This window comes from Sphingomonas glacialis, assembly GCF_006439055.1.
GTDB classification, from domain to species: Bacteria; Pseudomonadota; Alphaproteobacteria; order Sphingomonadales; family Sphingomonadaceae; genus Sphingomonas; species Sphingomonas glacialis_A.
Genome location: NZ_RCZC01000005.1, coordinates 132,084 through 156,280, shown reverse-complemented (window position 1 = coordinate 156,280; position 24,197 = coordinate 132,084). Strand labels below are relative to the sequence as shown.

Below are 24,197 nucleotides of genomic sequence, written 5' to 3'. Positions count from 1 at the left end.
TGGAGCAGACTGACTGTGGGGCCAAAACCCTAAAGTCAAATTAACCCCGCACGCTGAACGGCCTCGGCACGCCAAGGCGTTGCAGTCTTGCGACGGGATGGTGGAACGCTTTTTTCACCTGTGTTTTAGCGTGGTTAACGCGCACGGAGGAGATCGTATTTCTCCCTAGTGGTTGCACTTGGGTGCACGGCACGCAATGTTGCATCCGTCATGCAGCGTAGCGCAGAACATGCCGTCACGGCTGTGTTGGGACCGACCAATACCGGCAAGACCCATCTCGCGGTCGAGCGGATGTGTGGCCATTCGAGCGGCATGATCGGCTTCCCGCTGCGCCTGCTGGCGCGCGAGGTCTATGACCGCGTCGTCAAGCTCAAGGGTGAGAGCCGCGTCGCCTTGATCACCGGCGAGGAGAAGATCGTCCCCAAGGACGCGCGCTGGTTCCTGTGCACCGCCGAATCGATGCCGCTCGACAAGGATCTGGCGTTCGTCGCGCTCGACGAGGCGCAATTGGGTGCCGATCCCGAGCGCGGCCACGTCTTCACCGATCGGATCCTGCGTGCACGCGGGCGCGAGGAGACGATGCTGCTCGGCTCGGAGTCGCTGCGGCCGATGCTCAAGGCGCTCGTGCCTGGGATCGAGATCATCAACCGGCCGCGTTTCTCGACGCTGAGCTATGCCGGCGCGAAGAAGATCAGCCGCTTGCCCAAGCGCTCGGCGATCGTCGCGTTCAGCGCCGAGGAAGTCTATGCGGTCGCCGAGATGCTGCGGCGCTTGCGTGGTGGTGCGGCGGTGGTGATGGGCGCGCTGTCCCCGCGCACCCGCAACGCGCAGGTCGCGATGTTCCAGGCGGGCGAGGTCGATTATCTCGTCGCGACCGATGCGATCGGGATGGGGCTCAACATGGACGTGGCGCATGTCGCCTTTGCCAGCCTCAACAAGTTCGACGGCCATCGCCAGCGGCGGCTGCGCGTCGCCGAGATGGCGCAGATCGCCGGGCGCGCCGGGCGGCATCAGCGCGACGGGACCTTCGGCGCGCTCGTCGAGGAAGGGCCGGGGGCGTTCACGCCCGAGGAGGTGTTCGCGATCGAGGAGCATCGCTTCCCGCCGCTCGAGCAGCTCTACTGGCGGCAGGGTGAGCCCGATTATTCCAGCATCGACGCGCTGATCGAAAGCCTCGAGCAGCGGCCCGAGCACCGCGTGCTGTGGGCGGCGCCGCAATCGACCGATCTCGCGGTGTTGAAGCGGATGGCCGAGGAACCCGGCGTACGCGGGCGCTGCAGATCGTCGGCGATGGTCGCGCGGCTGTGGGCGGCGTGCGGCGTTCCCGATTTCCGCAAGCTCGGGGTCGATCCGCATACGCGCTTCGTAGCAAGGCTGTTCGGGTATCTGAGCGAGGGGCTGGGTTACATCCCGCACGACTGGTTCGCCGCCGAGATCGCGCGGCTCGACAATGTCGCGGGCGACGTCGAGACGCTCGCAGGCCGGATCGCGGCGGCGCGGAGTTGGTCGTACATCGCCAACCGCGCCGACTGGCTCGCCGATCCGGCACATTGGTCGGCGCGCGCGGGGGCGGTCGAGGAGCGGCTGTCCGATGCGCTCCATCTGAGTCTCACGCAGCGCTTCGTCGACAAGCGCACGACGCTGCTGATGCGGCAGATCGGCGCGGACCCGCGTGCGCTGCCGGTCACCATCGGCGCGCAGGGCGAGGTGATGGTCGAGGATCATGCGATCGGGCGGCTCGACGGCTTCCGCTTCGTCGTCGCCGCCGATGCGCGTGCGACCGACAAGCGGCTGCTGCTTGCGGCCGCCGAACGCCGGCTCGGCGACGAGCGCGCGCGGCGGGGTGTTGCGCTGGCCGAAGCGGAGGATAGCGCGCTTGCGCTGTCTGCCGATGTCGGCGCGGTGCCGACCTTGCTGTGGGGTGAGCTCGCGGTGGCGACGCTCGCGCCCGGGCCGACGCTGCTGCGACCGCGCGTGCTGCTCGATCGCGCGCTCGATTGCCTCAGCGTCGAGGCGCGTGGCAAGATCGAGGCGCGGCTGCGGCTGTGGCTCGCCGGACAGTTGAAGCGGAGCGTGCCGGGGCTGGTGGTGCTCGACAGCGTCCAGCGCGATCCGGCTGCGAGTCCTGCGTCGCGCGCGGTCGCAGCGGCGCTGGTCGCGCATGGCGGGATCGTCGCGCGCGCCGATATCGCGGTGGCGGTCGATGGGCTCGATCCAGTTGCGCGCAAAGCCTTTCGCGGGGCGGGGTTCACGATCGGCGCGCTCGATCTGTTCGACCCAAGGCTGCTCAAGCCCGGCGCGGCGCGCTGGCGGCGCGTGCTGCTCGCCGCGCGCGGGACATGCCCGGTCGGGGCGGGGCCGCGCGAAGGGGCGACGGTGCTCGATCGCGCCGCACCCGGCGCGACGCTCGCGCACGGCTATCGCCCGGTCGGCGCGCAGGCGGTGCGGATCGACCTGATCGAACGGATCGCGCGCGCCGCGCATGACGCGCGCGGCAGCCAGGGGCGCAAACCCTTCGTGCTCGATCCCGCGCTCGCGCTGTCGATGGGGCTGACGCGCGCGACACTCGAACAGCTGATGGGCGGCTTCGGTTTCCGCCCCGCGGCGAGCGACGACGACACGCTGCGCTGGAGTTGGCGCGGCCGGCCGCCGGTGCGCAGTGCGCCGCCGCCGCGCGATACCGCGATGGCCGGGGCAATGGCGGGCGCATTCGCCGCGCTCGGCCAGGCGGGGTAGCGCTTGGGCGGTGCCGAGCAGACGATGCGGCTCGACCGCTTTCTGTGGTTCGCGCGGATCGTTAAGACGCGCGCGATCGCGCAGGGGATGGCGGCGAGCGGGCATCTCCGCATCGATGGTCGCGCGGTCGACAAGCCCGCCGCGCTGGTGCGGATCGGCAGTGTCGTCGCCTTCGCGACGCCCTCGGGCCGGGTGCGCGCACTGCGCGTCGCGATGCTCCCGCAGCGGCGCGGTCCCCCCGAAGAGGGGCGCGCCTGTTACGACGACCTGCTTGAAAATGCCCGATCGGAGCGCGCAAGCGTTGACGCCGCTGACGCTCGGGCATAGCAGCACAAGCGTTCGTACTCCGGGAGTGTTTTAATGACCTACGTCGTCACCGATGCCTGCATCAAGTGCAAGTACATGGACTGCGTCGAGGTGTGCCCGGTCGATTGCTTCTACGAAGGCGAGAACATGCTGGTGATCAATCCCAGCGAGTGCATCGATTGCGGCGTGTGCGAGCCCGAATGCCCCGCCGAGGCGATCCTGCCCGACACCGAATCGGGTCTCGAGCAGTGGCTCGAACTCAACACGACCTTCTCGGGCCAATGGCCCAATGTCACGCGCAACGCGCAACAGACTCCGGCCGATGCCGATGCGTGGAAGGGCAAGCCGGGCAAGATGGAGTTCTTCTCGCCCGAGCCCGGCGCCGGCGACTGACGGTACGCGACTCGGTACAAATCGTGCCGGGATTCGCGATCGAACCGGAATGCAATCCGCAAAGACGGCGCGACTGCGACGTTTAGCTGGTAATTTTATTACGACTCTGTTAAAAGGACAGGGACGCAAGCGCCATTGCGCGCGCTTTCGGCACGGAGACGTACAACAACACCCACATCCGCACGTGCTCCGCAGCTTTTCTGCCGCGGATGCGTTGCCCCGGATACCCGGTCCACAGAAAGGTCTTACGGAATGGCTGCCAAGGCGCTGTCCTTCGACGTCGGCGATTATGTCGTTTATCCCAAGCACGGTGTCGGCCGTGTGATCGAGCTTCAACGGCAGGAAATCGCCGGGATGCAGCTCGAACTCTATGTGCTGCGGTTCGAAAAAGAGCGCATGACGCTGCGCGTGCCGACCAACAAGGCGGAAAGCGTCGGGATGCGCAAGCTCTCGAGCGACAAGACGCTGCGCGAGGCGCTCGAAACGCTGACCGGCAAGCCCCGCGTCAAGCGCACCATGTGGTCGCGTCGCGCTCAGGAATATGAAGCGAAGATCAATTCGGGCGACCTCGTGTCGATCGCCGAAGTGGTCCGCGACCTGTTCCGTGCCGACGACCAGCCCGAGCAGAGCTATTCCGAGCGGCAGATCTTCGAAGGCGCGACCAGCCGCCTCGCGCGCGAACTCGCCGCGATGGAGCAGGTCGACGAGCCGACCGCACAGGAAAAGATCCTCGAGATCCTGCGCAAGGCCGCCGCGATCCACAACAAGGACAAGGCTCCGGTCTGATCCTTCGCACGGCAGAAGTACAATCAAGGGGGCGGCCGGCAACGGTCGCCCCTTTTTTGTTGCGTGGGCGATGATGTGGTGTATTAATAATGCAACACACAGGAGCTTTATGATGCGCATCCTTCCCCTGCTGATCGCCGTACCGCTCGCCGCTTGTTCGTTCGGCAGCGACGCATCGTCGCCGAGCGGCACGCAATCGGGGCCGAGCGGCACGCGCAGCTTCGCGATCGCCGATTTCACCGGCGTCGCGCTGCGCGGGTCGGACGATATCGACGTACGCGTCGGCACGGGCTTTTCGGTCCGCGCAGAGGGGCCGCGCGCCGAGCTCGACAAGCTCGAGATCGTCCGCGTCGGTGATACGTTGCGGGTCGGTCGCAAGAAGAATCTCGGTGGCTTCAGCTGGGGGACGCAGGACAGCGTCAAGGTGTTCGTGACGATGCCGCGGATCGTCGCCGCGCAGATCGCGGGCTCGGGCAATATGGCGATCGACCGGATCGACGGCGCGCGCTTCGATGGCGATGCGGCGGGTTCGGGCGATCTTTCGATCGGCACGCTGGCCGTCTCGCAGGCCAAGCTCGGAGTCGCGGGATCGGGCAACATCGCAGCCAAGGGCTCGGTCGATCGCGTCGAGATCGACGCCGCCGGATCGGGCAATGTCGAGGGCCGCGGGCTCAAGGCGCGCGGCGCGACGATTTCGCTCGCCGGGTCGGGCAACGTCACCGCCGATGTCAGCGGCGCGGCGAGCGTGTCGATGGTCGGCTCGGGCAATGTCGATCTGGGGCAGGCGGCGCGTTGCACGACCACCAAGGTCGGCTCGGGCGAGGTGCGCTGCGGCGGCTGATCGCGCTTGCGTGAGGCGGCGCATGCGCGGATGGTCGCGGCGATGCTACGTTTCCTGATCCTCGCTTTGCTCGTTCCGCTCGCTCCTGCGCAGGCGGCCGAGCGGCGCTATTTCATCGGCGATTTCGACCGGATCCGTGTCGAGGGGCCGTTCGACGTGCGGCTCGCGACGCGCGGCACGCCGGACGCGCGCGTCACCGGGACGACCGACGGGCTTGACCTGCATGTCGATGCGCGCGTCCTGACGATCCGCCGTGCCGTCGCCGAATCGGGCGGGGCGACCAGGCGCGATGCCCCCGACCCCACGACGATCTTCGTGCGCACTTCCGATCTCCACGGTGCGGCGGTGATCGGCGGGGGCAGACTCGTCGTCGAAGGGCCGCTGCGTGGGACTCGCGTCGATCTGCAAGTCTCGGGAAGCGGATCGATCACCATGGCCGAGCTCGCCGCCGACCAGGTTTCGGTGACGTTGCTGGGGGCCGGCGCGATGACGCTCGGCGGTCGGACTTCGCGGCTGCGCGTGCTCAGCACCGGCGCGGGGTCGATCGATGCGAGCGCGCTGCTGGCGGACGAAGCGATCCTGCGGCTCGACGGATCGGGCGCGACCCAGGCCAATGCGCGTTACGCCGCCGATATCGTGGCGACCGGGCTCGGCGCGGTGACGGTCTCGGGTACCCCCAAATGCAAGATCAAGGCGCCCGCGGGCGCCGCCGTGACGTGTGGCGGCGCGGCGCGGTAAATCGCTAGACCAGCCCCAGCGCCGACAATTTTGCGAGCAGCGCGGTCGGTATGGCGTCGCCCGCCACCATTCCCGCGCCGAGATCGGCGGGCGCATCGCCCGCTTCGAGATAGCGCCAGCCCTGATGCGCGCGCTTCGGGCGGCCTTCGGTCAGCACCAGCGCCGGGTCGATATGGATCGCGACGCGCCCGCCCTCGGCCTCGCCGAAGCCGAGGATCGGCGAACGTGCGACGAGCGTGTGCTTGATGATCCAGTAGAGCGAACCGCCCGCACCGGCGCTTCCGACGATCTCCTCATGCCGTTTGGGCAGATAGCGCGTCGTCAGGAAGACGGGGCCCTCCGCACCGCGCTGGCGCAGGCGTTCGTCGAGATGATCGAGACTGGTCGCGCCGAACGCGACCTTGGTGAGATTAAGCGGCACGCAACGCAAATGGGGCAGCGTGCGCTATCCGCCAACCCCGAAAGGCTCAATTCTCGCGATCGGCGGCGTAATGGGTCACGACGAGCGCGAAGAGCACCGACCCGGCGATCGCGACCGCGGTCTCGGACAGCGAATGAGCGTTCCAGTCCCACACTTCGAGCCCGGCATAGCCCGGAATGTTCGCGCGGCGGCCAGCGCCGAACTGCTCGATCCATTGATATTCGCGTTGGGTAATCTCGCGCATGATGCACACCGCCGACCCCGCGAAGCAGCCGAGCCAGATCGCGCCACGTGTCGGCACAGCGAGCCAGCGGCCCAGCGCCCAGCAGACGAGCTGAACCCCGATCGATACCGGCAGGTGATTCCACACAGGCCTAGCTGCCGAGCCCGAACAGCGTCGCCAGGCCGAGGAACGAGAAGAAGCCCATCACGTCGGTCATCATCGTCACGAACACCGCCGACGAGACGGCGGGATCGATATCGAGCCGGTCGAGCGTCACCGGGATCAGTACGCCCGACAGGCCCGCGATCAGATTGTTGATCACCATCGCCATCGCGATGACGATCGCGAGGTGGGCGTTGCCGAAGATCAGGAACGTCCCGATCCCGATGATCGTCCCGAGCATCACGCCATTGGCGGCAGCGATTCGGAATTCGCGGTAGATCATCCGGCCGGTGTTCGAACTGGTCAGCTGGTTGGTGGCGAGCGCGCGCACCATCACCGCGAGCGTCTGCGTGCCGGCATTGCCACCCATCCCCGAGACGATCGGCATCAGCACCGCGAGCAACGCAAAGCGCCCGATCTCGCCCTGGAACAGCCCGACCACCGAGGCGGCGAGCATCGCGGTGCCGAGATTGACCACCAGCCAGGTGATCCGCGTCCGCACGGTCAGATGGATCGGCTCGTTGATGTCGCCGTCGCCCGCGCCCGACAGGCGGAGGATATCCTCGCCCGCTTCCTCAGAGATGATGTGGACGATGTCGTCGACCGTGATCATCCCGACCAGCCGTCCGACCGGGTCGACCACGGCGGCCGAGATCAGCGCGTATTTCTGGAAGCGCAGCGCGACCTCTTCCTGGTCCATGTCGACCGGGATCAGCGTCTGCTCGCGCTGCATCACGTCGCCGATCGCGATGCCGCGCGGCGTGCGCAGAATCCACGACAAAGCGACCGTGCCGACCGGCTTGTGCGCGGGATCGACGACGAAAATTTCCCAAAAATCGGTGGTCAGCTCGTCATGTTGGCGCAGATAATCGAGCACGTCGCCGACCGACCAATGTTCGGGCACCGCGATCAGCTCGCGCTGCATCAGGCGGCCGGCGGTCTCCTCGTCATAGCTCAGCGCCTCTTCGATCGCGGCGCGATCGTCGGGGTCGAGAGCGCGGAGCACTTCGCGCTGGTCGGCGGGCTCCATGTCCTCGATGATCGCGACGGCGTCGTCGGTATCGAGCTCGGAGGCGATGTCGGCCACCTGCGTCGCCGACAGCGCGTCGATCAGATCCTCGCGGACGTAATCGTTCATCTCGGCGAAGACGTCGCCGTCGAGCAGATCGGTGATCGCGGTCGCGAGCGCTGCACGGTCTTCGTGCGGCGTCAGCTCGAACAGATCGGCGATGTCGGCGGGGTGGAGCGGCTCGACCAAAGCGCGCGCCGCGGCGGCGTCGCCCGCCTCGACCGCGTCGAGCACCGCGCGCACAAAGGCGGGTTTCAACCGGTCGTCTTCATCGAGCTGCGTGGTATCGAGCTCGGGCTCGGTCAGGTCGGTCTCGCTCACCATGGACCTCCTTGGCCTGTAATCGGGAGGGTCTAGCGGCGTGTGGCAACAAAGCCAACGCCGCTTCGTTGGGCTTTGCGGCGGCGGGCGATTTGCCAGCCGTGCGCAGCCTCGCTAGGGCGGCGCGTCCCCCATTTCCAGGAGTTCCCCGATGGCCGATCTTCCCGAAACCCTCACGCTGACGCTCGACAGCGGCGGCGACGTTGTCATCAAGCTGCGCGGCGACCTCGCGCCGCAGCACGTCGCGCGGATTGCCGAGCTGGCCAATGCCGGCTTCTACGACGGCGTCGTGTTCCACCGCGTGATCCCCGGCTTCATGGCGCAGGGCGGCGATCCCACGGGCACCGGCATGCACGGCTCGAAGAACCACCCGAACCTCCCTGCCGAATTCTCGAAGGAGCCGCATGTGCGCGGCACCGCGTCGATGGCGCGCGCGCAGGATCCGAACTCGGCGAACAGCCAGTTCTTCATCTGCTTCGACGATGCGCGTTTCCTCGACAACCAGTACACCGTCTGGGGTCAGGTCACGTCGGGCATGGAGCATGTCGACGCGCTGCCGAAGGGCGAGCCGCCGCGTAGCCCGGGCAAGATCCTGAAGGCGCACGCCGAGTAACGAGCGCAACCGAAAGCCCTCTCCCGCTTGCGGGAGAGGGTTGGGTGAGGGCCTTCTTCTAACCGACGCCCGAAAAGCAGAAGACCCTCACCGACTACGACTAGGGCCGCGTGAAGACCGCGACCCAAGTCTGCGTAGCCTCTCCCGCACGCGGGAGAGGGCCTGCGTGCCCCTCAAACTCCCGGATCGGCGATCGTCGCGATCAGCCAGTCGTGGAACAGCCGCACCGGCTTCTGCGTCAGCGCGCGCGGGCGGCACGCGAACCAATAGCTGTACGGGCTCTCGACCGGGATATCGAACAGCCGGACGATCCGATCGTCGCGCGCTTCCTCGAAATGGCTGGCGTGCATGAAGGCAATGCCGAGCCCCTGCGCCGCCGCCTCGAGCATCAGCGCGCCCGAATCGAAATGGTCGATCGCCAGCGGCTCGAGATCGGTCAGCCCCGCCGCCGCGCGCCACGCGCTGAACGTGTCGGGCATGTCGCGATGGACCAAAGCGGTCAGCCCGGCGAGCTGCTCGGGCGCGGTGATCGGGTTCGCCCCCTCGATCAGCGCGCGCGCGCCGATGACATAGACCTGGTTGCGATCGAGCCGCTTGGCATAGAGCGACGGGTCGATGTCGCGCGCGAGCGCGATCACCGCGTCGAGCCCTTCGCCCAATCGCGACAGCAGATGCGCCGCGGTGTCGATGTCGAGGTGCAGTTCGGGATGTTGCGTGCGCAATTCGCCGAGTCGCGGGAACAGCTTCTGCGACGCCCAGAGCGGGAGCAGCCCGAGTCGCAGCCGCAGCACATCGGTATTGCTCGTCATCACCTCGACCGCGTCGGACAGCTGATCGAGCGCGGGCGCGATCTGCTGCAACAGGCGGTCGCCATCGGCGTTGAGCACCACCGCCTGGTGGCGGCGTTCGAACAATGGCCGTCCGATAAAGCGTTCCAGCGCCTGGATTCGACGGCTGAGCGCAGGCGGCGACAAAGCGAGCTCTTGCGACGCCGCCTTGATCGAGCCGGTGCGGGCGACCTGCACGAACGCTTCGATCGCGGTGAGGGGCGGCAGTCTGCGCATGGTCGACTTTATCTCCTTATGGCATCGCTATCTTGTGCGGCGCACCAAGATACCATCCGCTCTAATACCTCCATCCTCGGTGGAAGCTGACAATGCAACGATTGCAGAAACGACAATCGCACCTCGGTCCTTTCGCACTTGCAACATAATCCGCCGTGCGTCACATAGGGGGTGCCTTTCAGGCATCCTCTCCTAAAACTTTCAAGGCCGATCCCTCCGGGGGTCGGTCTTTTTTTGTCTGTTCGCGGCCCGCGGGTCGCCCTCGTATTCGCGGAACCGCATGCCTATCTCGCGCACTTAACGGGTTTACGCGAGGAACAGATAGCATGGCGGACGTCGAGACGCCGATTCGGAAATTGCAGGTGGCCAATGCACGGCCCGAGGATAGCGGGCGCGGTCTTGCGCATGTGCCGCGCGCGATGCTCGCAGCGCTCGGGCTGGGCGAGGGCGATGTCATCGAGATCGTCGGCAAATCCTCGACCCCGGCGCGCGCGGTCGCGCCTTATGCCGAGGATGAAGGGCTCGACATCATTCGCATCGACGGCCTGCAGCGCGCCAATGCCGGGGTCGGCTCGGGCGACTTCGTCGAGATCCGCGCGGTCGAATCGAAGGCAGCGACGCGGGTGATCTTCGCGCCGGCGCAGCAGAATTTGCGGCTGCAGGGCTCGTCCAATGCGCTGAAACGCACCTTCTTCGGGCGTCCGCTGACGCAGGGCGATGTCGTCGCGACCGCCGGGCAGCAGCGCGTCGACAACATGCCGCCGGGCGTCCAGAACATGCTGCGCGCGCCGGCCTATGCGCTACAGGAAATCCGTCTCGCGGTGATCGCGACCGTGCCCAAGGGCGTGGTGCATGTCGACGAGACGACCGAGATCGAGCTGCGCCCCGAATATGAAGAGCCCAAGGAAGCGCGCCGCGCCGACGTCACCTATGACGATATCGGCGGGATGGGCCCGACGATCGATCAGCTCCGCGAGATGGTCGAGCTGCCATTGCGCTATCCCGAGCTGTTCCAGCGCCTGGGTGTCGATCCGCCCAAGGGCGTGTTGCTGCACGGGCCGCCCGGAACCGGCAAGACGCGCCTCGCGCGTGCCGTCGCCAACGAATCAGCGGCCGAATTCTTCCTGATCAACGGGCCCGAGATCATGGGCTCGGCTTACGGCGAGTCGGAGAGCAAGCTGCGCCAGGTGTTCGAGGAAGCCGCAAAGGCGGCGCCCTCGATCGTCTTCATCGACGAGATCGACTCGATCGCGCCCAAGCGTGGGCAGGTTTCGGGCGAAGCCGAGAAGCGGCTCGTCGCGCAGTTGCTGACGCTGATGGACGGGCTCGAGGCACGCGCCAATGTCGTCGTGATCGCGGCGACGAATCGCCCCGAGGCGATCGACGAAGCGCTGCGCCGACCGGGCCGGTTCGACCGCGAGATCGTCGTGGGCGTGCCGGATGAGCGCGGGCGCCGCGAAATTCTCGGCATCCACACGCGCGGCATGCCGCTCGGCGACAAGGTCGATTTGGACGAGCTGTCGCGCACGACCTACGGGTTCGTCGGCGCCGATCTCGCCGCGCTCGCGCGCGAGGCGGCGATCGAGGCGGTGCGCAAGCTGATGCCGCGGCTCAACCTGTCCGAGGGGACGATCCCGCCCGAGGTCCTCGACACGCTCGCGGTCACGCGCGAGGACTTCGTCGATGCGCTCAAGCGCGTCCAGCCGAGCGCGATGCGCGAAGTGATGGTCGAGGCGCCGCGCGTCCGCTGGGACGATGTCGGCGGGCTCGACGATGCGCAGATGCGGTTGAAGGAAGGCGTCGAGCTTCCGTTGAAGGATCCGGATGCGTTCCGGCGGCTGGGCATCCGCCCGGCCAAGGGCTTCCTGCTCTATGGGCCGCCCGGCACCGGCAAGACCTTGCTGGCGAAAGCGGTGGCGCGCGAGGCGCAGGCGAACTTCATCGCGACCAAGTCGAGCGACCTGCTCAGCAAATGGTATGGCGAGAGCGAGCAGCAGATCGCCAAACTATTCGCGCGGGCCCGCCAGGTCGCGCCGTGCGTGATCTTCATCGACGAGCTCGATTCGCTCGTTCCCACGCGCGGCAGCGGGATGGGCGAGCCGCAGGTCACCGAGCGCGTGGTCAACACGATCCTCGCCGAGATGGACGGGCTCGAGGAATTGCAGTCGGTGGTGGTGATCGGGGCTACCAATCGGCCCAACCTCATCGATCCGGCGCTGTTGCGGCCGGGGCGGTTCGACGAGCTGATCTATGTCGGCGTGCCGAGTCGCGATGGGCGTGCGCGGATCCTCGCGATCCAGACCGCCAAGATGCCGATCGCCGAGGATGTCGATCTCGACGTGCTGGCGGGCCGGACCGATCGCTTCACGGGTGCGGATCTCGAGGATCTGGTGCGCCGTGCGGGGCTCGTGGCTTTGCGCGAATCGCTCGAGGTGCGCGAGGTGACGATGGCGCATTTCGAAACCGCGCTGGGCGATTCGCGCGCTTCGGTCACGCCGGAACTCGAACGCGAGTATGAGACGATGAAGGCGCGGTTGAAGCAGGATGCGACGTCGTTGCAGCCGATCGGCTTCGCCTTCCCGCCGCGCGCTAAGGAAGGCTGAGCTGCTTCCTCCCCTCCCAGGAAGGGAGGGGTTGGGGGGTGGGTTGCTCTCAGGTGGAACGCTCCGCCCGACTACGGGCCGACCCACCCCTCGATCCCCTCCCTTCCAGGGCGGGGAGGAAGTTACCGTTCGCGCAATTTCACCCAGGCATAGCCGTACAACACCATCATCGCCGCGCCCGCGACCAGATACGGCAGCGAATGCTGCACCTGGTACAGCCCGACCCCGATCGACGGCCCGAGCACGAACGCTGCCCCGTTGATCGAGGTGACCTTCCCCGCGACCGAGCCTTGCGCGGCATGCCCGACCGCAAGCGACGCGCCCGCGGTAAACGCCGGCCGCGTGAAACCGAACCCGACGCTCGCCAGCGCATAGGCGCACGCCAGCGTATACAGCGACGTCGCGATCCCTGTCAGCGCGCAGCCCGCCGCGGCGAGTACAAGCCCCGCGAGCATCATCGGCCGCGGCCGCAGATTGAGATTGGGAATTATCCCCCATTGCACCAGCAAAGCCGCCCCCGCGCCGATCATTAGCACGATACCGGTCGGCTGAAGCGCCTCCTCGGGCGCAAGCCGCAAGCGGTCGATCACCAGAAACCCGATCGCCTGCCCCGTCATCGCCTGGCCGTGCCCCGAGACCAGTCCCGCGATCATCCAGCCGCGAATCCGCCGATCGGCATAGCGGACATGTTCGCTATGCGGCTCGGTCGCCGCGGTGATGCTCGCGCCCGAGCTTTGCCCGCCGATCGAGGGATAGGCGCTCGCCGCGCCATGCGTGTCGGCTTGCGGGACGAGATCGTCGGGCAGCAACTGCCGCACCGCGATAAACACGACGAGCCCGAACAGCCCGAAGACGAAGGCCGGCCCGGCAAGCTGCAGCTTGATCCCGCCGATCGACCCGAGCCGCAGGAACGGCGCGAGCGTCGGACCGAGGATCGTCCCCAGCCCGAACGCCGAACCAAGCAGCGTCAGCGCCTTGGTCCGCTCGGCGCGCGTCGTATTGCCCGCGACGAGTGCCTGCACCGCAGGCGGCGCGGCGGCGCCGAGGCTGCCATAAATCAGCCGCCCGAGGATGAAGCAGACGAACGCCGCGGTCCCGCTGATCCAGCCGTTGATCCCGGCGACGAGGAACACGCCGCATACCCCGAGCGACACGCAGAAGCCGCCCATGCCAAGCAGGATCATCGCGCGCCGGCCGTGCCGGTCCGAGCGCTTCGCCCAGAACGGCGCGGCGATCACCCACAACAGTGCAGAGACCGAAAACGCCGCCGCGACTGCGCTGTCGGCGACCTTCAACGATCGCCCGAGCGCGGGCAGCACCGATTGCAGCGCGGTGTTGCCCGCCGCGATCGTCAGCATCACCGTGAACAGCAGCGCGAAATCGCGGTCGATGCGGGCGGCGGACTTCACCGCTCGGGCCCGAAATTGAGCCGCTTGGTGATGTTATAGTCGAGCACCGTCATCACGAAGAAGGCGGCGAACTGGCGCGTGCGTGTCCACCAGCCGGTATGCTGGCGATAGCCCTGCGCGGTGATCCGCTCCGAGTCAGCGACCTCGCCATCGACATAGGCACGGACATGCGCGGCAAACTCGGGATTGTCGATCCGCAGCATCATCTCAAGATTGAGGAACAGGCTGCGAATGTCGTAATTTGCCGAGCCGATATAGACGACATCGTCGATCAGGAAGAGCTTGGTGTGGAGCTTGGTCGGCTGATATTCGTAGATCTGCACGCGCTTGCGCAGCAACCCGGCATAGGTGAAGCGCGACGCCCAGATCGCGGCGCCGTGATCGTTCTTCGAGGCGAGCACGATCCGCACCTGTCCGCGCATCCCCGCGCGGTCGAGCCGCCGCAGCATCCCCGGATTGGGCGCGAAATAGGCCGAGATCAAATCGACCTTGGCGGAGCGCTCGAGGTCTGACTTCACCGCGCGCGCCCAGGGCGATAGTCGCCGCGTCGGGCCGCCGAACAGCCAGCGCACCTGCCCCTCTGGCTCGCTCCACGCCTTCAGCGCGCGGCGCAGCGACCGGAGCGGCGGCTTGGGCTGCTTCGACCAGTTCGACAGCGCGTCGAAATAGCCGGTGATCCGCTCTGCCGCCGGCCCTTCGATGAGCAGTCCGAGATCGCGCCACGCCTGTTCGGCCGGCGTGCCGAAATAGGCATCCTCGACGTTGAACCCGCCGATGATCGCGCGCGCCTCGCTGCTTTCGCCATCGGCGAGCGCGAGCTTCTGATGGTTGCGCAGCAGATAGCGCCGGCCCCAGCGCGGCACGAAGCGGCACACCTGGACGCCCGCATCGCGCAGCGGCTCGAAGAAATGGTGGCTGTCGGCGACTTCGCTGCCAAGTCCATCGACCACCAGCGCCACGCGCACGCCGCGTTCGGCAGCACGGATCATCGCTGCGCGGACCTTGGCGCCGGCATCGTCGTCGACATAGATGTAGTAGATGATCCGCAGCGTGGCGCGCGCACTGTCGATCAGCGCGATCAGCGTGTCGAGCCGGCGCGGGCCGGTGTCGAGCATGGTCAGACGGTTGCCGGCGACGGTGAAGGTGGGTTGCGGAGCGGGGTCGGGCATGGGCGCCTTGGTGATGGCTATGCGCGCCGGATGCAAGGCGTTGACGCGGTCTGCGCGCGCGTCTTAGCATAGCGAAACTCGGGAAGGCCGCTGATGCTGATCTCGCTCATTTTACACGCCGCCGCTGTCGCCGCGCTACCCTCGCCGCCCGACGTCTTTGCGCAGCGTGCCTGGCGCATTTTTCGCGCGAGCCCGCGTTCAAGGGGACCAGCGAAACCGTCGATGTCGCGATTATCGCGTTGCCGCCGCGCTCCAGCGTAGCGGTTTACGCGATGCGTATCACCCGCCGGCGGTTTCAACAGCCCGATACGATCGGCTGGGCCGACAGCCGGGGCTGCCCCGCTATGCTGCCGGTGCTCAAAGCGATGCGGACGCTGGCGGTTCCGCGCCCGACCGTACCGGGGATGGAGCAGCGCCTCGGGAGCATCATCGTGGACGGCATCGGATACCGGTTGCGGACACAGGCGCGCTTTGACGGCGGCGGGGGGGCGGTTGGACTTCGACTCGAATGTCGGCACGCCGCTCGCCGGATGGGTCGACAAAAGTCTTGATACACTGGCGCGGTGTTGGTCTGCGGTCGAGCCGCGCGACGCTTGATTGCGGCGTTTCGTTGACTTCCGAGCGTTTCCCGCCTAGATGATCGCCTTTCCGACTATCGTCGTTTTGAAGGAAGCCGTTCATGGCGCGCGTCACTGTCGAAGATTGCGTCGACAAGATTCCCAACCGCTTCGATCTCGTCCTGTTCGCCGCTCAGCGCGCGCGGCAGATTTCGGGCGGTGCCGAGATCACGATCGATCGCGATCGCGACAAGAACCCGGTCGTCGCGCTGCGCGAGATCGCCGATGAAATGGTGCATCCGCCGACGCTCAAGGAATCGGTGATCCAGAGCCTGCAGCGCGTACAGGTCGACGAAGACGACGTCGCCGATGCGGTCGGTTCGCTGTCGGCTTCGGCCGAGGCGCTCCGTCTCACGGCTGCTGCGCCGCCGCGGAACCAGAATCTGGGTGCTGATTACGAAGGTTGAGGCCCGACGCTAACGGCAAAGCCGTTAGCCGAGGATCAGCCTAGACCCGGACGGCGACCGCGCGGGCTTGTCCCCGCGCGTCTCGGCCGATGTGGCTTTGCCACGGCGTGACCCACTCCAAAGATCATGGCTATTCCCGCCCCTCGGCTTGCGCGGGGAGCGGTTACGAGACGCGGTTAAGCGTCTTCGTCGTCGGTGCTGATCGGTCCGGCCTTCGCCCGACCCTTGAACCCCTGCGCGACCACATACCATTCTGACGACGCCTTCCGGCTCGCCGGCGGCTTGGCGTGCTTCACGGTCGTGAAGTTGCGCTTCATCTCGGCAACGAGTGCGGTATCCGCGCCGCCCGCAAACACCTTGCCGACGAACGCGCCGCCCGGCTCGAGCACGTCGATCGCGAACGCCAGCGCCGCCTCGACCAGCCCCATCGTGCGGAGCGCATCGGTCTGCGGATGTCCGACGGTATTGGCCGCCATGTCCGACAGCACCAGGTCGGGTGTCCCGCCCAGGCCCGCCATCAGCCGCTCGGGCGCGACGTCGTCCATGAAATCGAGTTGTAGGATCGTCACGCCTTCGATCGGATCGACCGGCAGCAGATCGATCCCGACGATCGCCGCCTTGGGCACCTGGCGCCGCACGACCTGTGCCCAGCCACCCGGCGCGAGCCCGAGATCGACCACGCGGCGCTTGCCCTTCAGGAAACTGAAACGCTCGTCGAGCTCGCTCAATTTATACGCCGCGCGGCTGCGGAAGCCGTCGGCCTTGGCGCGCTTGACGTACGGATCGTTGAGCTGGCGCTCGAGCCAGCGCGTCGATTGCGCGGTGCGCTTGCGCGCCGTCTTGACGCGGACGCGCAGTCCGCCGCCGTCGTTGCTCATGCCGTACTTCCCATCAATCGTCGGAGAATGCCTTCGCGAATGCCGCGATCGGCGATGCCGAGCCGTTCGGCCGGCCACAAATCCATGATCGTCTCGAGGATCGCGCACCCAGCGACCACCAGATCGGCGCGTTCGGTGCCGATGCAGGGTAATTGCGCACGCTCGCGCAAATCCATGCCGGCAAGGTCGCTGCTGATCCGGCGCATCGCGGTGGCGGGAACGATTAGCCCGTCGACCTGCGCGCGGTCGTAATGCGTCAGCCCGAGATGGACGCTGGCGAGCGTGGTCACCGTCCCCGACGTCCCGAGCAACCGCGGCACCGGGATCCCGCGCGGCAGCCGCGCCGCGAACGGCGCCATGCTCTCGGTAACGAGCGCGCGCATCGCGGCATAGGATGCGGCGCGGCCTTCGGGGCCGCCATCTTGGCCGGGCGGGCCGTGGCCGGCGCTTTCGGTCAGCGAGACCACGCCCCAGGGCGCGCTGTGCCAGTCGAGCACGCGCGGTGTCTCGGAGCGCGTGTCGACGAGCACCAATTCGGTCGATCCCCCGCCGATGTCGAACACCAGCGCCGGGTCCTCGCCGGGTTCGATCAGCGAGTGGCAGCCGAGCACGGCGAGCCGCGCCTCTTCCTCGGCGGTGATGATGTCGAGCAGGATGCCGGTCTCGGCATAAGCGCGCGCGATGAAATCGGCGCCGTTGCTCGCGCGGCGGCACGCCTCGGTCGCGACCGCGCGCGACAGCGTGACGTTGCGGCGGCGCAGCTTGTCGGCGCAGATCTTCAGCGCGGCGATCGTGCGGTCGATCGCGGCATCGCTCAGCCGCCCCGACCCGGCGAGCCCTTCGCCGAGCCGCACGATTCGCGAAAAGGCATCGATCACCGCGAAGCCGTCGCCTTGCGGCCGCGCGATCAACAAGCGACAATTGTTGGTGCCGAGATCGAGCGCGGCGAAATGCCGCGGTTCGCGACCACGCGCTACGCCGCCGCGCGCCGCCGGTGGCTTGGCGGCCGGCGGCCGGCCGGGGGGCTTGCCGTTGGACGGCGCCGAACGGGCAGGTTTTCCCTGCCGGTACGGCACCTCCGGCGATCGATCCGCCATGCCGTGATACTCGCTTATTCTGTTCTGCCGTCGCGGCTCGCCGGATGGCGCGCCGTTCGGTGCTTGGGCGCGATCCTAGCTCAAGCCCCGACTAGCGGCAAGCGATGCGACGGATGTGTCACGCGATCGGTTGACAGCCACCGCACACCCCCGTAGATCCCGGCTTGGCCCACGCCCTGCTGATGCCCCGTCGTCTAATGGTAAGACTGCGGTTTCTGATACCGCCTATTGAGGTTCGAATCCTCACGGGGCATCCAGCCATTTGCTCTTAAGAGCTTGAGATTATGCTATATTCTGGGTCGCTCTCCGAATCGATCCCACACTTACTCGGATTGCTTGACCGCGCCCGTGGCTTCGGCCTTACCCTCAGCGCGCGACGATCGAGGCAATACTCTATGGCACTGCGACTGGTATCATTTGCGGATGGCGCGTTCGCCGGCAGAGGCGTGGATTTCCGGGCCGAGGCTGAAGCGATCGAGTTGTATGACTCCATCGATATCTACGACTTTGCCTCGTTGCCTGAGGAATTTAAGCTCGCACACGGCGAATTTGTGCACGAGCGGAAGCAGGGGTTTGGTTACTGGATCTGGAAGCCGAGGATCGTGCTGATGACGATGCTGCAATCCGCTCCGGATGACATCATCGTCTACAGCGATGTCGGCTTCACGATCAACGCAGCCGGTCGCAATCGCATGTTAGAATATTTCGATATCGTTCGTTCGTCGACGCATAAGATGCTGTCGTTTTACAACACGCACATCGAAGCCCATTGGACTAAAGCGGATCTAGCAGTTCGCCTTGGCGTGCAAAATAACGGTGCCGTCATGTTCACAACCCAGATAGCTGCTGGGTTTTTCATCGTGATGCCGACCATTCGAAACATAGGCATCATGCAGAGGTGGTGCGACATCTCTGTGGAGGACAACTACCGATATTCTGACGATAGTCCTTCGATAGTACCGAACCACCCCTCCTTTGGCGAGCATCGTCACGATGCGAGCATCGGCAGCCTGATCAGGAAAATTGAGGGGACCGAGCTGTCGCATTATGAGGTGCAGGGGTACGACCGGGTCTACGATCACTATCGGCCTGCTCTTCCAATGTGGGCCACGAGAACCGGCCGGATAGGGCCGAAGCCGTAGAGCTTCTTATTCGGAGTTACCCCGGCGCCCAATGACGCTCGAGCATCGTCTCGATCGCCATCCCGGTCGTTCTCACAATGTTCTAGCCGAATCGCGCCGCGATGTGCTTCACCGCGGCCATGGTCGGCGCCATCAAAACCCTGACAGACCTGCACCGGATCGAGGCAGCGGTGCGCGTGACCTGCAACGAATGCGGCCATGTCCCGATGTGCGATCGCGAGGCGCTGATCCAGCATCGCAATCGACACCGCGATACGTTGGACTGGGACTCGGTGTGCGCCAGCCTATTTCGCTAGAACGCGCGCTGCGGCAGCAAGAACACACAAGTCGAGGCTCTGCCCTTCCGCCAGGGCCGCATCGCGCTCCGGCGGAAGCGCGCCGAGACGATCCTGATGAACCTCGCCCTGACCGTGCTGCACGCGGCGACCTACCGCGCGGCCAGCGTGCCAATCGCCACGTCGGACGTCCGCCTAGCGCTGCGGGTGCTTTACCCGTTCCCGCGCGATCAGACCGACTTGCGCGCATATTGGGAATCCGCATCGAACCCGCGCGATCGTCCGTGGGAGGGCTGTCACAACTCGGATAGCCGGATCGTCTCGGCGCTCTTGGAGAAGGATTGTGCTGTTAACGCCGAGCTTCGTTGAGGCGGTTCGGGCTTATTGCCTGGGCGAATGCGCGATCGCCCCCATCTTATTGATAAGGTCCGCCCAGTGATGGTCGCTGTCATCCCGGCCGGAGGATTTCAATCCTTCTATGGCCCGACGTAGCCACATATCCCCATGCAGATCCATAAACGCCGCGGCTTGCATCCAGCGGAGCGCGCCTAAATCCTCAGCGGATTGTTCGTCGGCCATCGCGGGTCCTAAATGTCGAGGCCGCGCCGCTCGATCTCGCGTACGATCGCCTCGACATCGGGGTCGGGTCGGTCGGAGTGCTGCATCGCGAGAACGTGCGCGGCAGGAATGCCGGAGTCAACGACCGGTCCGGCGTCTACAGCCGCCGAAATAGATGACATCCACCAACGATCCGGCCCCCATACCTTGCCCCCAAAGACTCACCCATCATTTCCAGGCCATATGCCGAGAAGTGATTAATATGGACGCTGTTATCGATGAACGGATCAGTATGGACGTGATCGCGCGCGCGATCTGCACCTTCGAGGTGATGCCAGTCAGCTTCGTTCACTTCTGGCACGCGAACGATAATCATCCCCTTATCGACCACCGAATCCCGCAGCTGGTGAAAAAATTGCCGCGGATCCGGAACGTGCTCGATTACGTCGAGCGCGAATATCGCATCAACAGGGTCCGCTAGTGTCGAGAAATAGCCGGCCTCGACACGTGCGCCTTTCTGATGGGCCACCATCACCGCCTCGGGATTTGGGTCAACTCCCTGCGCCGCAGCCCCTAAGCGCTCGACGGCAAGCAACAAATCCCCCACTCCGCAGCCCGCCTCGAACACGCGCCGCGCGCCGAGCCTCGTTACAACTTCCTCGGCAATGATCTCGTTCTCTACGCTCGGATGGTCGGCGAGCCACTGGGCATCGTTTCGGTGCGCCTCATCGTTTTCCGCGTAATTGCTTTGGTGGAAAAACGAGCGGCATTTCATGCAGTAATATTGAGCTGTCGTTGTCTCTTGCCGTTGCAGGTAGATTTCCTGCAGGTGGACCGTGTGCCGCGAGGTGCAGATCAGGCAGGGCTTCCAAGCGAGCATGGGGAATTCCTAACAATCTGGTTTCTCAAGCCGTAGTATCGGAAGGGCTGCAGGTCGCCGAAGGGCCAGGTCATGCGGGCCAGGTCGCGAACGGCAGCGTGATCGGGAGGATATGACCCGTCGCTAGACTGATGAAGCCCGTTATATCCAATCGGGACGCGCATGGGTTTCCATCTCATCTACTGCTCGACCTCCCACACCAAGGCGGGAGGGGCGGCCCGGCCGTACGCCAAAAGAACCTCGTGGACGATTTGGCGCATCATTGCCGCCATCATAGATGCGCCTGTCAAAAGAGTGTCATTCAACGTGCTGAGCACCCCAGCGGGCGTCTGACATTCAAAGACCCCCCAGGAGCGCGACGTCTCAAGCTCGTCGAGTAGTTGCGGCATGTCATCGTCTTGATGTGCCCCCCGTTTGTTGCGAAGCAAACTCACGAAGTCCCGCCTATTTATCGTCTGCCGTTTGTCGAAAGGGAGCAATGGGCTTGCATTGATTGGGATCACGCCTGGGTTGTCACCGGGGATGGCAGCGCTGGCGCAGTAAATCACGTCAGTGTTCCACCAGTCTCCGAACTTCAGCGCATTAGTGATATCCTGGCCAAACTGAAAATCTGGAATGAAGTCCAGGGCGGGGACGGCTCCTGTTACCCGCGCGCCGACGAGTTTATGCATGGCGTTGAGCATTTCGCTTTCTTCACCAAAGTCGACGGTTAGAAAGACGCGTGTGCCGCGCAGCTTTGCAGTGGAACCATTGCCCGCCAAAATCTTGTGGACCTCTGTAGCCATGGCAAGGCAAATCGGATGATATCCGTCGTCATGAGTCTGCGCGAGATGCGTCAAGGTCGTCAAGCTTTGGTCGAACGACGCTAGAAGTTCGTCATCTGTCATTTCTCGTGTTGAAAAACGGGACGATTTTGAACAGGCCATTCGTGATCCTCAGAATTTGCGTCGTCGTGCGATAGCCTCATCGCTCGTCCTACGAACCAAACGTTATACCGGCCAAACTTATGATAAATTCATTTTTCAGGTGGCGTACCCTTATCGCCCCGCCTTCCACGCGCGGAACGCTTCAGCATGCGTCGGACACAAATCCTTCCCCTCTGCCGGCGACGTCGTGCAGCGCCCGCAGATCGGCGCGTCGCACGTGCCGCCCCTCGACCTTCCGGTCGCAGAGCAGCTGCGCGGGGCGGCCGCAGGCGCAGCGCGAGCGCTTGCGCGAGGAACAGACGATCGCGCGGATGCCGCCCGGGAGAGTGACGGCTCGCAGGCCATGATCCCACCAGGTCTCGGAAAAGGATCGGTTGCGCGGTGCCGTCACCATAGACGCTGTCGAGCCCCGCGGCGGCGCTGGGTTCATCGCCTTCCCATTTGTCCGGGAAGGTGCGCACGGCGATCAGTTCCCGTATCAGCGCTTCTTCCTCGGCATTGATCAGGTCGATGCCGCGTGCCGGTGTTCCAGCGGCGATCGCGCCAGCGCAGACCCGAGCCTGAATGTCGAGGATCTGCTCCAGCGCCGTCGCGCGCGCCTCGAGCGTCAGCGGGCCCATGCGTTGCGGATTCTTCGCGATCGCGCCGCTCTTGAGCCGTTCGACGCCAGCTTTCCGGAGCCGCTGCGCCGGCAACCGCATCCATCGGTAGATCGGCCGCAGCTCGAGCAATGGCGACAGGTGCGTCCAGCCCTTCGTCGCGACGATCACCGCCAGGGCGGTATGCTCGGCCGCCAGCGGGCAGCCAGTGCAGCCGGTGCGCCCGTTGACCTCGACCGCGTCGTCGCCGCCATACGCATCGGCAAGGATCGCCGTCGGCCAGCCGCAGAATTCATCGCGCGGCGCGTAGACCTTCAGCCAATCCCAGACGATGCAGACGCCCCAATGCAGGATTGGCGCGAGCGTCGCGATCCGACCGCGGATCTCCGGCGAGTTCGGTAAGGTCTGCTGATACCAGCCCTGGCCGCACTCGGCCCCGTCCTTCGAGCACGACATGCGGATGCGGCCGCCGCGCACCGCGCTCTCGCCCTCACGCACGCCAGTGATGGTGCAGCGTGCCGGGCAGGCTCACGAGCACCTGCTCCATCGCGACCGCCATCGCCTCGACCTTGATCTGGCGGGTGCACCAGCGCAGCGTGTTGTTGTTCGGCGGCGGCACGCCGCGCCCGAGGGTGTAGGGCATGAAGCGCCTGGCGATCGGCGCGCACGACGATGACCTTGATCCAGTTGCGTTGCGCGAGCTTCGCCATGATCATTTCGGCCGCCGCCTGGATCGGCGGAAGCTCCCGCCGGGTATCGGCGTAGAGCACGTAGAGGCGCTGCGGCTGCGGCAGCTCTCCTGAGTCGATCAAGTGGATCAGCGACGTCAGCGTAGCCGTGCTGTCCTTCCCTCCTGAATAGGCGACGACGACATGCTCGTGCCGATCCCAGTAGGCACGAAGCGACGCGAGCGTCATCTCGACCGCGTCTTCGTGGACCATCCGCGCGCCCCGCGCGAAGAGGTTATCGATTGCCATTGGATCCGCCTACCTTGCGCAAAATGGTGCCCGTCAATCCCCATTCCGGGGGAGTTGCGCCGCGCGGATCATCTGTCATATTCCCGATCAGCTCTGCCGGGGCTCGGAACTGGCCAGAGCCAGGGCGGCGACCGGATTGGTGAACGGTGCGCTGCCCGATCATGCCGCCATTCGCAGCGTGTCGATTTGCGCCTCGGGGGACACGTTCAGCGCGTGCGCGGGCGTCAATCCCCCTTTATTGGGGTATCCGCCGCATGATCTGTCGACCATAGTTCCGAGCAGCTCTCCCTGCATTGAGAACTCGGCGGAGCTAGGGCGGCCATCGGCTTGATTGTCGGTGTGCCGCCCGATCATGCCGCTATCCTCATCTCTTCGGCCCCCGGCTGATTGGCCGCGCTAGCGCCCGCGCCATCGGCGGGCAGACGCTGTTGCCAATCGCGCTGATTTGCTCGGCTATGGTCAGGCGCTGCTCGACCCACTTGCCGCGCACGAACTTCCGCACGATCGGGTCGAGCACGCAGCCCTCGGGGAAGCCCTGCGCGCGCCAGTTCGGGCGGCTTAAGCATCCGCACGAAAATATCGACGATGACATAGGTCACCGCGTCGATCGTCACGGTGACGACGGCATAACGCGCCTTGGTGATTACCACGTCGAGTGGCCGGTCGGTGGCTTGGTGCTGCCCGCCCTCGCCGTAATATTTGACGAGGAACGCCGCGGTCATCACCGCGCGCTCGAGCGGCTCCGGCGGCAGTGCGCACTCTTCGATCAGCGTCGTCTCGATCACGCCCTGGTGCGGTCCGCGCGTCGCGTCGGTGCTGATCAACTCGCGCATGTCGTGCCCCGCGTTGACCAAGCCGTCGGGGTTTGTGTTGAACTGCGCAATGTGCGCGACCACGACCGAATGATGCTGCCCGCGGGCGCGAGCAGTCTGGAGCACGCGTCGGTGTCGCCAGTGAGAAATCGAAATGCTTCAACTTTTCATTCGC

The 24,197-nt window shown here is 65.7% G+C and carries 27 protein-coding genes and 1 tRNA gene; 14 read left to right on the top strand and 14 right to left on the bottom strand.

Annotated features, from left to right (window positions below):
• Positions 1-210 precede the first annotated feature (210 nt).
• The 6 genes from EAH76_RS16960 (at position 211) to EAH76_RS16935 (ending at position 5,800) form a co-directional block, all read left to right on the top strand.
• Positions 211-2,736 carry a helicase-related protein gene (locus EAH76_RS16960; protein ID WP_140851458.1) on the top strand — a complete coding sequence of 842 codons (2,526 nt, stop codon included), beginning with the start codon at positions 211-213 and terminating at the stop codon, positions 2,734-2,736.
• A gap of 24 nt (positions 2,737-2,760) precedes the next feature.
• Complete coding sequence (locus EAH76_RS16955) at positions 2,761-3,063, top strand: S4 domain-containing protein (RefSeq protein ID WP_140851537.1); 303 nt, start codon at positions 2,761-2,763, stop codon at positions 3,061-3,063.
• A gap of 33 nt (positions 3,064-3,096) precedes the next feature.
• Positions 3,097-3,435: a ferredoxin FdxA gene (fdxA, locus tag EAH76_RS16950; protein ID WP_140851457.1), complete on the top strand. Its 339-nt coding sequence runs from the start codon at positions 3,097-3,099 to the stop codon at positions 3,433-3,435.
• A 252-nt stretch (positions 3,436-3,687) separates the two neighbouring features.
• A complete protein-coding gene (locus EAH76_RS16945) occupies positions 3,688-4,221 on the top strand; it encodes a CarD family transcriptional regulator (RefSeq protein ID WP_140851456.1) in 534 nt (177 codons plus the stop codon).
• A gap of 112 nt (positions 4,222-4,333) precedes the next feature.
• A complete protein-coding gene (locus EAH76_RS16940; protein WP_140851455.1) occupies positions 4,334-5,062 on the top strand; it encodes a head GIN domain-containing protein in 729 nt (242 codons plus the stop codon).
• A gap of 42 nt (positions 5,063-5,104) precedes the next feature.
• Positions 5,105-5,800: a head GIN domain-containing protein gene (locus EAH76_RS16935; RefSeq protein WP_241659763.1), complete on the top strand. Its 696-nt coding sequence runs from the start codon at positions 5,105-5,107 to the stop codon at positions 5,798-5,800.
• A 4-nt stretch (positions 5,801-5,804) separates the two neighbouring features.
• Here EAH76_RS16935 and EAH76_RS16930 read toward each other — a convergent pair whose 3' ends face one another.
• The 3 genes from EAH76_RS16930 to mgtE are packed head-to-tail and all read right to left on the bottom strand — an operon-like array spanning position 5,805 to position 7,999.
• Positions 5,805-6,221 (bottom strand): DUF1489 family protein, encoded by a 417-nt coding sequence (locus EAH76_RS16930; protein WP_140851453.1) that lies wholly within the window; start codon positions 6,219-6,221, stop codon positions 5,805-5,807.
• A gap of 46 nt (positions 6,222-6,267) precedes the next feature.
• Positions 6,268-6,591 (bottom strand): hypothetical protein, encoded by a 324-nt coding sequence (locus tag EAH76_RS16925; protein ID WP_140851452.1) that lies wholly within the window; start codon positions 6,589-6,591, stop codon positions 6,268-6,270.
• A 4-nt stretch (positions 6,592-6,595) separates the two neighbouring features.
• Complete coding sequence (gene mgtE / locus EAH76_RS16920) at positions 6,596-7,999, bottom strand: magnesium transporter (RefSeq protein ID WP_241659762.1); 1,404 nt, start codon at positions 7,997-7,999, stop codon at positions 6,596-6,598.
• A gap of 148 nt (positions 8,000-8,147) precedes the next feature.
• Between mgtE and EAH76_RS16915 the strand changes: the two genes are divergently transcribed.
• Positions 8,148-8,609 (top strand): peptidylprolyl isomerase, encoded by a 462-nt coding sequence (locus EAH76_RS16915; protein WP_140851450.1) that lies wholly within the window; start codon positions 8,148-8,150, stop codon positions 8,607-8,609.
• 173 nt (positions 8,610-8,782) lie between these two features.
• Here EAH76_RS16915 and EAH76_RS16910 read toward each other — a convergent pair whose 3' ends face one another.
• On the bottom strand, positions 8,783-9,673 hold the full coding sequence (locus EAH76_RS16910) for a LysR substrate-binding domain-containing protein (protein ID WP_140851449.1): 891 nt from the start codon (positions 9,671-9,673) through the stop codon (positions 8,783-8,785).
• Between the two features lie 326 nt (positions 9,674-9,999).
• Between EAH76_RS16910 and EAH76_RS16905 the strand changes: the two genes are divergently transcribed.
• Positions 10,000-12,276 carry a CDC48 family AAA ATPase gene (locus EAH76_RS16905; RefSeq protein ID WP_140851448.1) on the top strand — a complete coding sequence of 759 codons (2,277 nt, stop codon included), beginning with the start codon at positions 10,000-10,002 and terminating at the stop codon, positions 12,274-12,276.
• Between the two features lie 122 nt (positions 12,277-12,398).
• On the opposite strand, the gene EAH76_RS16900 is transcribed toward EAH76_RS16905, so the two are convergent.
• Positions 12,399-13,685 (bottom strand): MFS transporter, encoded by a 1,287-nt coding sequence (locus EAH76_RS16900; protein WP_140851447.1) that lies wholly within the window; start codon positions 13,683-13,685, stop codon positions 12,399-12,401.
• Positions 13,682-14,854 carry a phospholipase D-like domain-containing protein gene (locus EAH76_RS16895; protein WP_140851446.1) on the bottom strand — a complete coding sequence of 391 codons (1,173 nt, stop codon included), beginning with the start codon at positions 14,852-14,854 and terminating at the stop codon, positions 13,682-13,684. Before EAH76_RS16895 ends, EAH76_RS16900 begins: the two co-directional genes overlap by 4 nt.
• A 679-nt stretch (positions 14,855-15,533) precedes the next feature.
• Here EAH76_RS16895 and rpoZ point away from each other — a divergent pair.
• Positions 15,534-15,878 carry a DNA-directed RNA polymerase subunit omega gene (gene rpoZ, locus EAH76_RS16890; protein WP_140851445.1) on the top strand — a complete coding sequence of 115 codons (345 nt, stop codon included), beginning with the start codon at positions 15,534-15,536 and terminating at the stop codon, positions 15,876-15,878.
• A gap of 176 nt (positions 15,879-16,054) precedes the next feature.
• Here rpoZ and EAH76_RS16885 read toward each other — a convergent pair whose 3' ends face one another.
• Together EAH76_RS16885 and EAH76_RS16880 are read right to left on the bottom strand one after the other, a co-directional pair.
• Positions 16,055-16,756 (bottom strand): RlmE family RNA methyltransferase, encoded by a 702-nt coding sequence (locus EAH76_RS16885; protein ID WP_140851444.1) that lies wholly within the window; start codon positions 16,754-16,756, stop codon positions 16,055-16,057.
• Positions 16,753-17,853: a Ppx/GppA phosphatase family protein gene (locus EAH76_RS16880; protein WP_194151027.1), complete on the bottom strand. Its 1,101-nt coding sequence runs from the start codon at positions 17,851-17,853 to the stop codon at positions 16,753-16,755. The genes EAH76_RS16885 and EAH76_RS16880 overlap by 4 nt, the downstream gene beginning before the upstream one ends.
• 183 nt (positions 17,854-18,036) lie before the next feature.
• Between EAH76_RS16880 and EAH76_RS16875 the strand changes: the two genes are divergently transcribed.
• The 4 genes from EAH76_RS16875 to EAH76_RS16860 all read left to right on the top strand — a co-directional run bounded on the left by EAH76_RS16875 (position 18,037) and on the right by EAH76_RS16860 (position 19,639).
• Positions 18,037-18,110: transfer RNA gene (locus EAH76_RS16875), tRNA-Gln, on the top strand.
• Between the two features lie 138 nt (positions 18,111-18,248).
• Positions 18,249-18,995 carry a hypothetical protein gene (locus tag EAH76_RS16870; protein ID WP_140851443.1) on the top strand — a complete coding sequence of 249 codons (747 nt, stop codon included), beginning with the start codon at positions 18,249-18,251 and terminating at the stop codon, positions 18,993-18,995.
• A 101-nt stretch (positions 18,996-19,096) separates the two neighbouring features.
• Positions 19,097-19,291: a hypothetical protein gene (locus EAH76_RS16865; protein WP_140851442.1), complete on the top strand. Its 195-nt coding sequence runs from the start codon at positions 19,097-19,099 to the stop codon at positions 19,289-19,291.
• Between the two features lie 96 nt (positions 19,292-19,387).
• Positions 19,388-19,639 (top strand): hypothetical protein, encoded by a 252-nt coding sequence (locus EAH76_RS16860; protein ID WP_140851441.1) that lies wholly within the window; start codon positions 19,388-19,390, stop codon positions 19,637-19,639.
• Positions 19,640-19,651: 12 nt separating this feature from the next.
• Here the strand turns inward: EAH76_RS16860 and EAH76_RS16855 are convergent, their stop codons facing one another.
• From EAH76_RS16855 to EAH76_RS24565, 5 genes are all read right to left on the bottom strand, one after another.
• Complete coding sequence (locus EAH76_RS16855) at positions 19,652-19,849, bottom strand: hypothetical protein (RefSeq protein ID WP_140851440.1); 198 nt, start codon at positions 19,847-19,849, stop codon at positions 19,652-19,654.
• A gap of 136 nt (positions 19,850-19,985) precedes the next feature.
• Complete coding sequence (locus EAH76_RS16850) at positions 19,986-20,708, bottom strand: class I SAM-dependent methyltransferase (RefSeq protein ID WP_140851439.1); 723 nt, start codon at positions 20,706-20,708, stop codon at positions 19,986-19,988.
• A 179-nt stretch (positions 20,709-20,887) separates the two neighbouring features.
• Positions 20,888-21,634, bottom strand: coding sequence for a hypothetical protein (locus EAH76_RS16845; protein ID WP_140851438.1), 747 nt, complete (start codon positions 21,632-21,634; stop codon positions 20,888-20,890).
• A gap of 89 nt (positions 21,635-21,723) precedes the next feature.
• Entirely contained in the window at positions 21,724-22,710 is a 987-nt protein-coding gene (locus tag EAH76_RS24570) for a hypothetical protein (protein WP_241659761.1), read from the bottom strand.
• A 13-nt stretch (positions 22,711-22,723) separates the two neighbouring features.
• A complete protein-coding gene (locus EAH76_RS24565) occupies positions 22,724-22,876 on the bottom strand; it encodes a hypothetical protein (RefSeq protein ID WP_241659760.1) in 153 nt (50 codons plus the stop codon).
• Here EAH76_RS24565 and EAH76_RS24560 point away from each other — a divergent pair.
• On the top strand, positions 22,875-23,036 hold the full coding sequence (locus EAH76_RS24560; RefSeq protein ID WP_241659759.1) for a hypothetical protein: 162 nt from the start codon (positions 22,875-22,877) through the stop codon (positions 23,034-23,036). The genes EAH76_RS24565 and EAH76_RS24560 overlap by 2 nt on opposite strands.
• 524 nt (positions 23,037-23,560) lie before the next feature.
• Here EAH76_RS24560 and EAH76_RS16835 read toward each other — a convergent pair.
• Positions 23,561-24,148 carry a hypothetical protein gene (locus EAH76_RS16835; protein ID WP_140851437.1) on the bottom strand — a complete coding sequence of 196 codons (588 nt, stop codon included), beginning with the start codon at positions 24,146-24,148 and terminating at the stop codon, positions 23,561-23,563.
• Positions 24,149-24,197 lie beyond the last annotated feature (49 nt).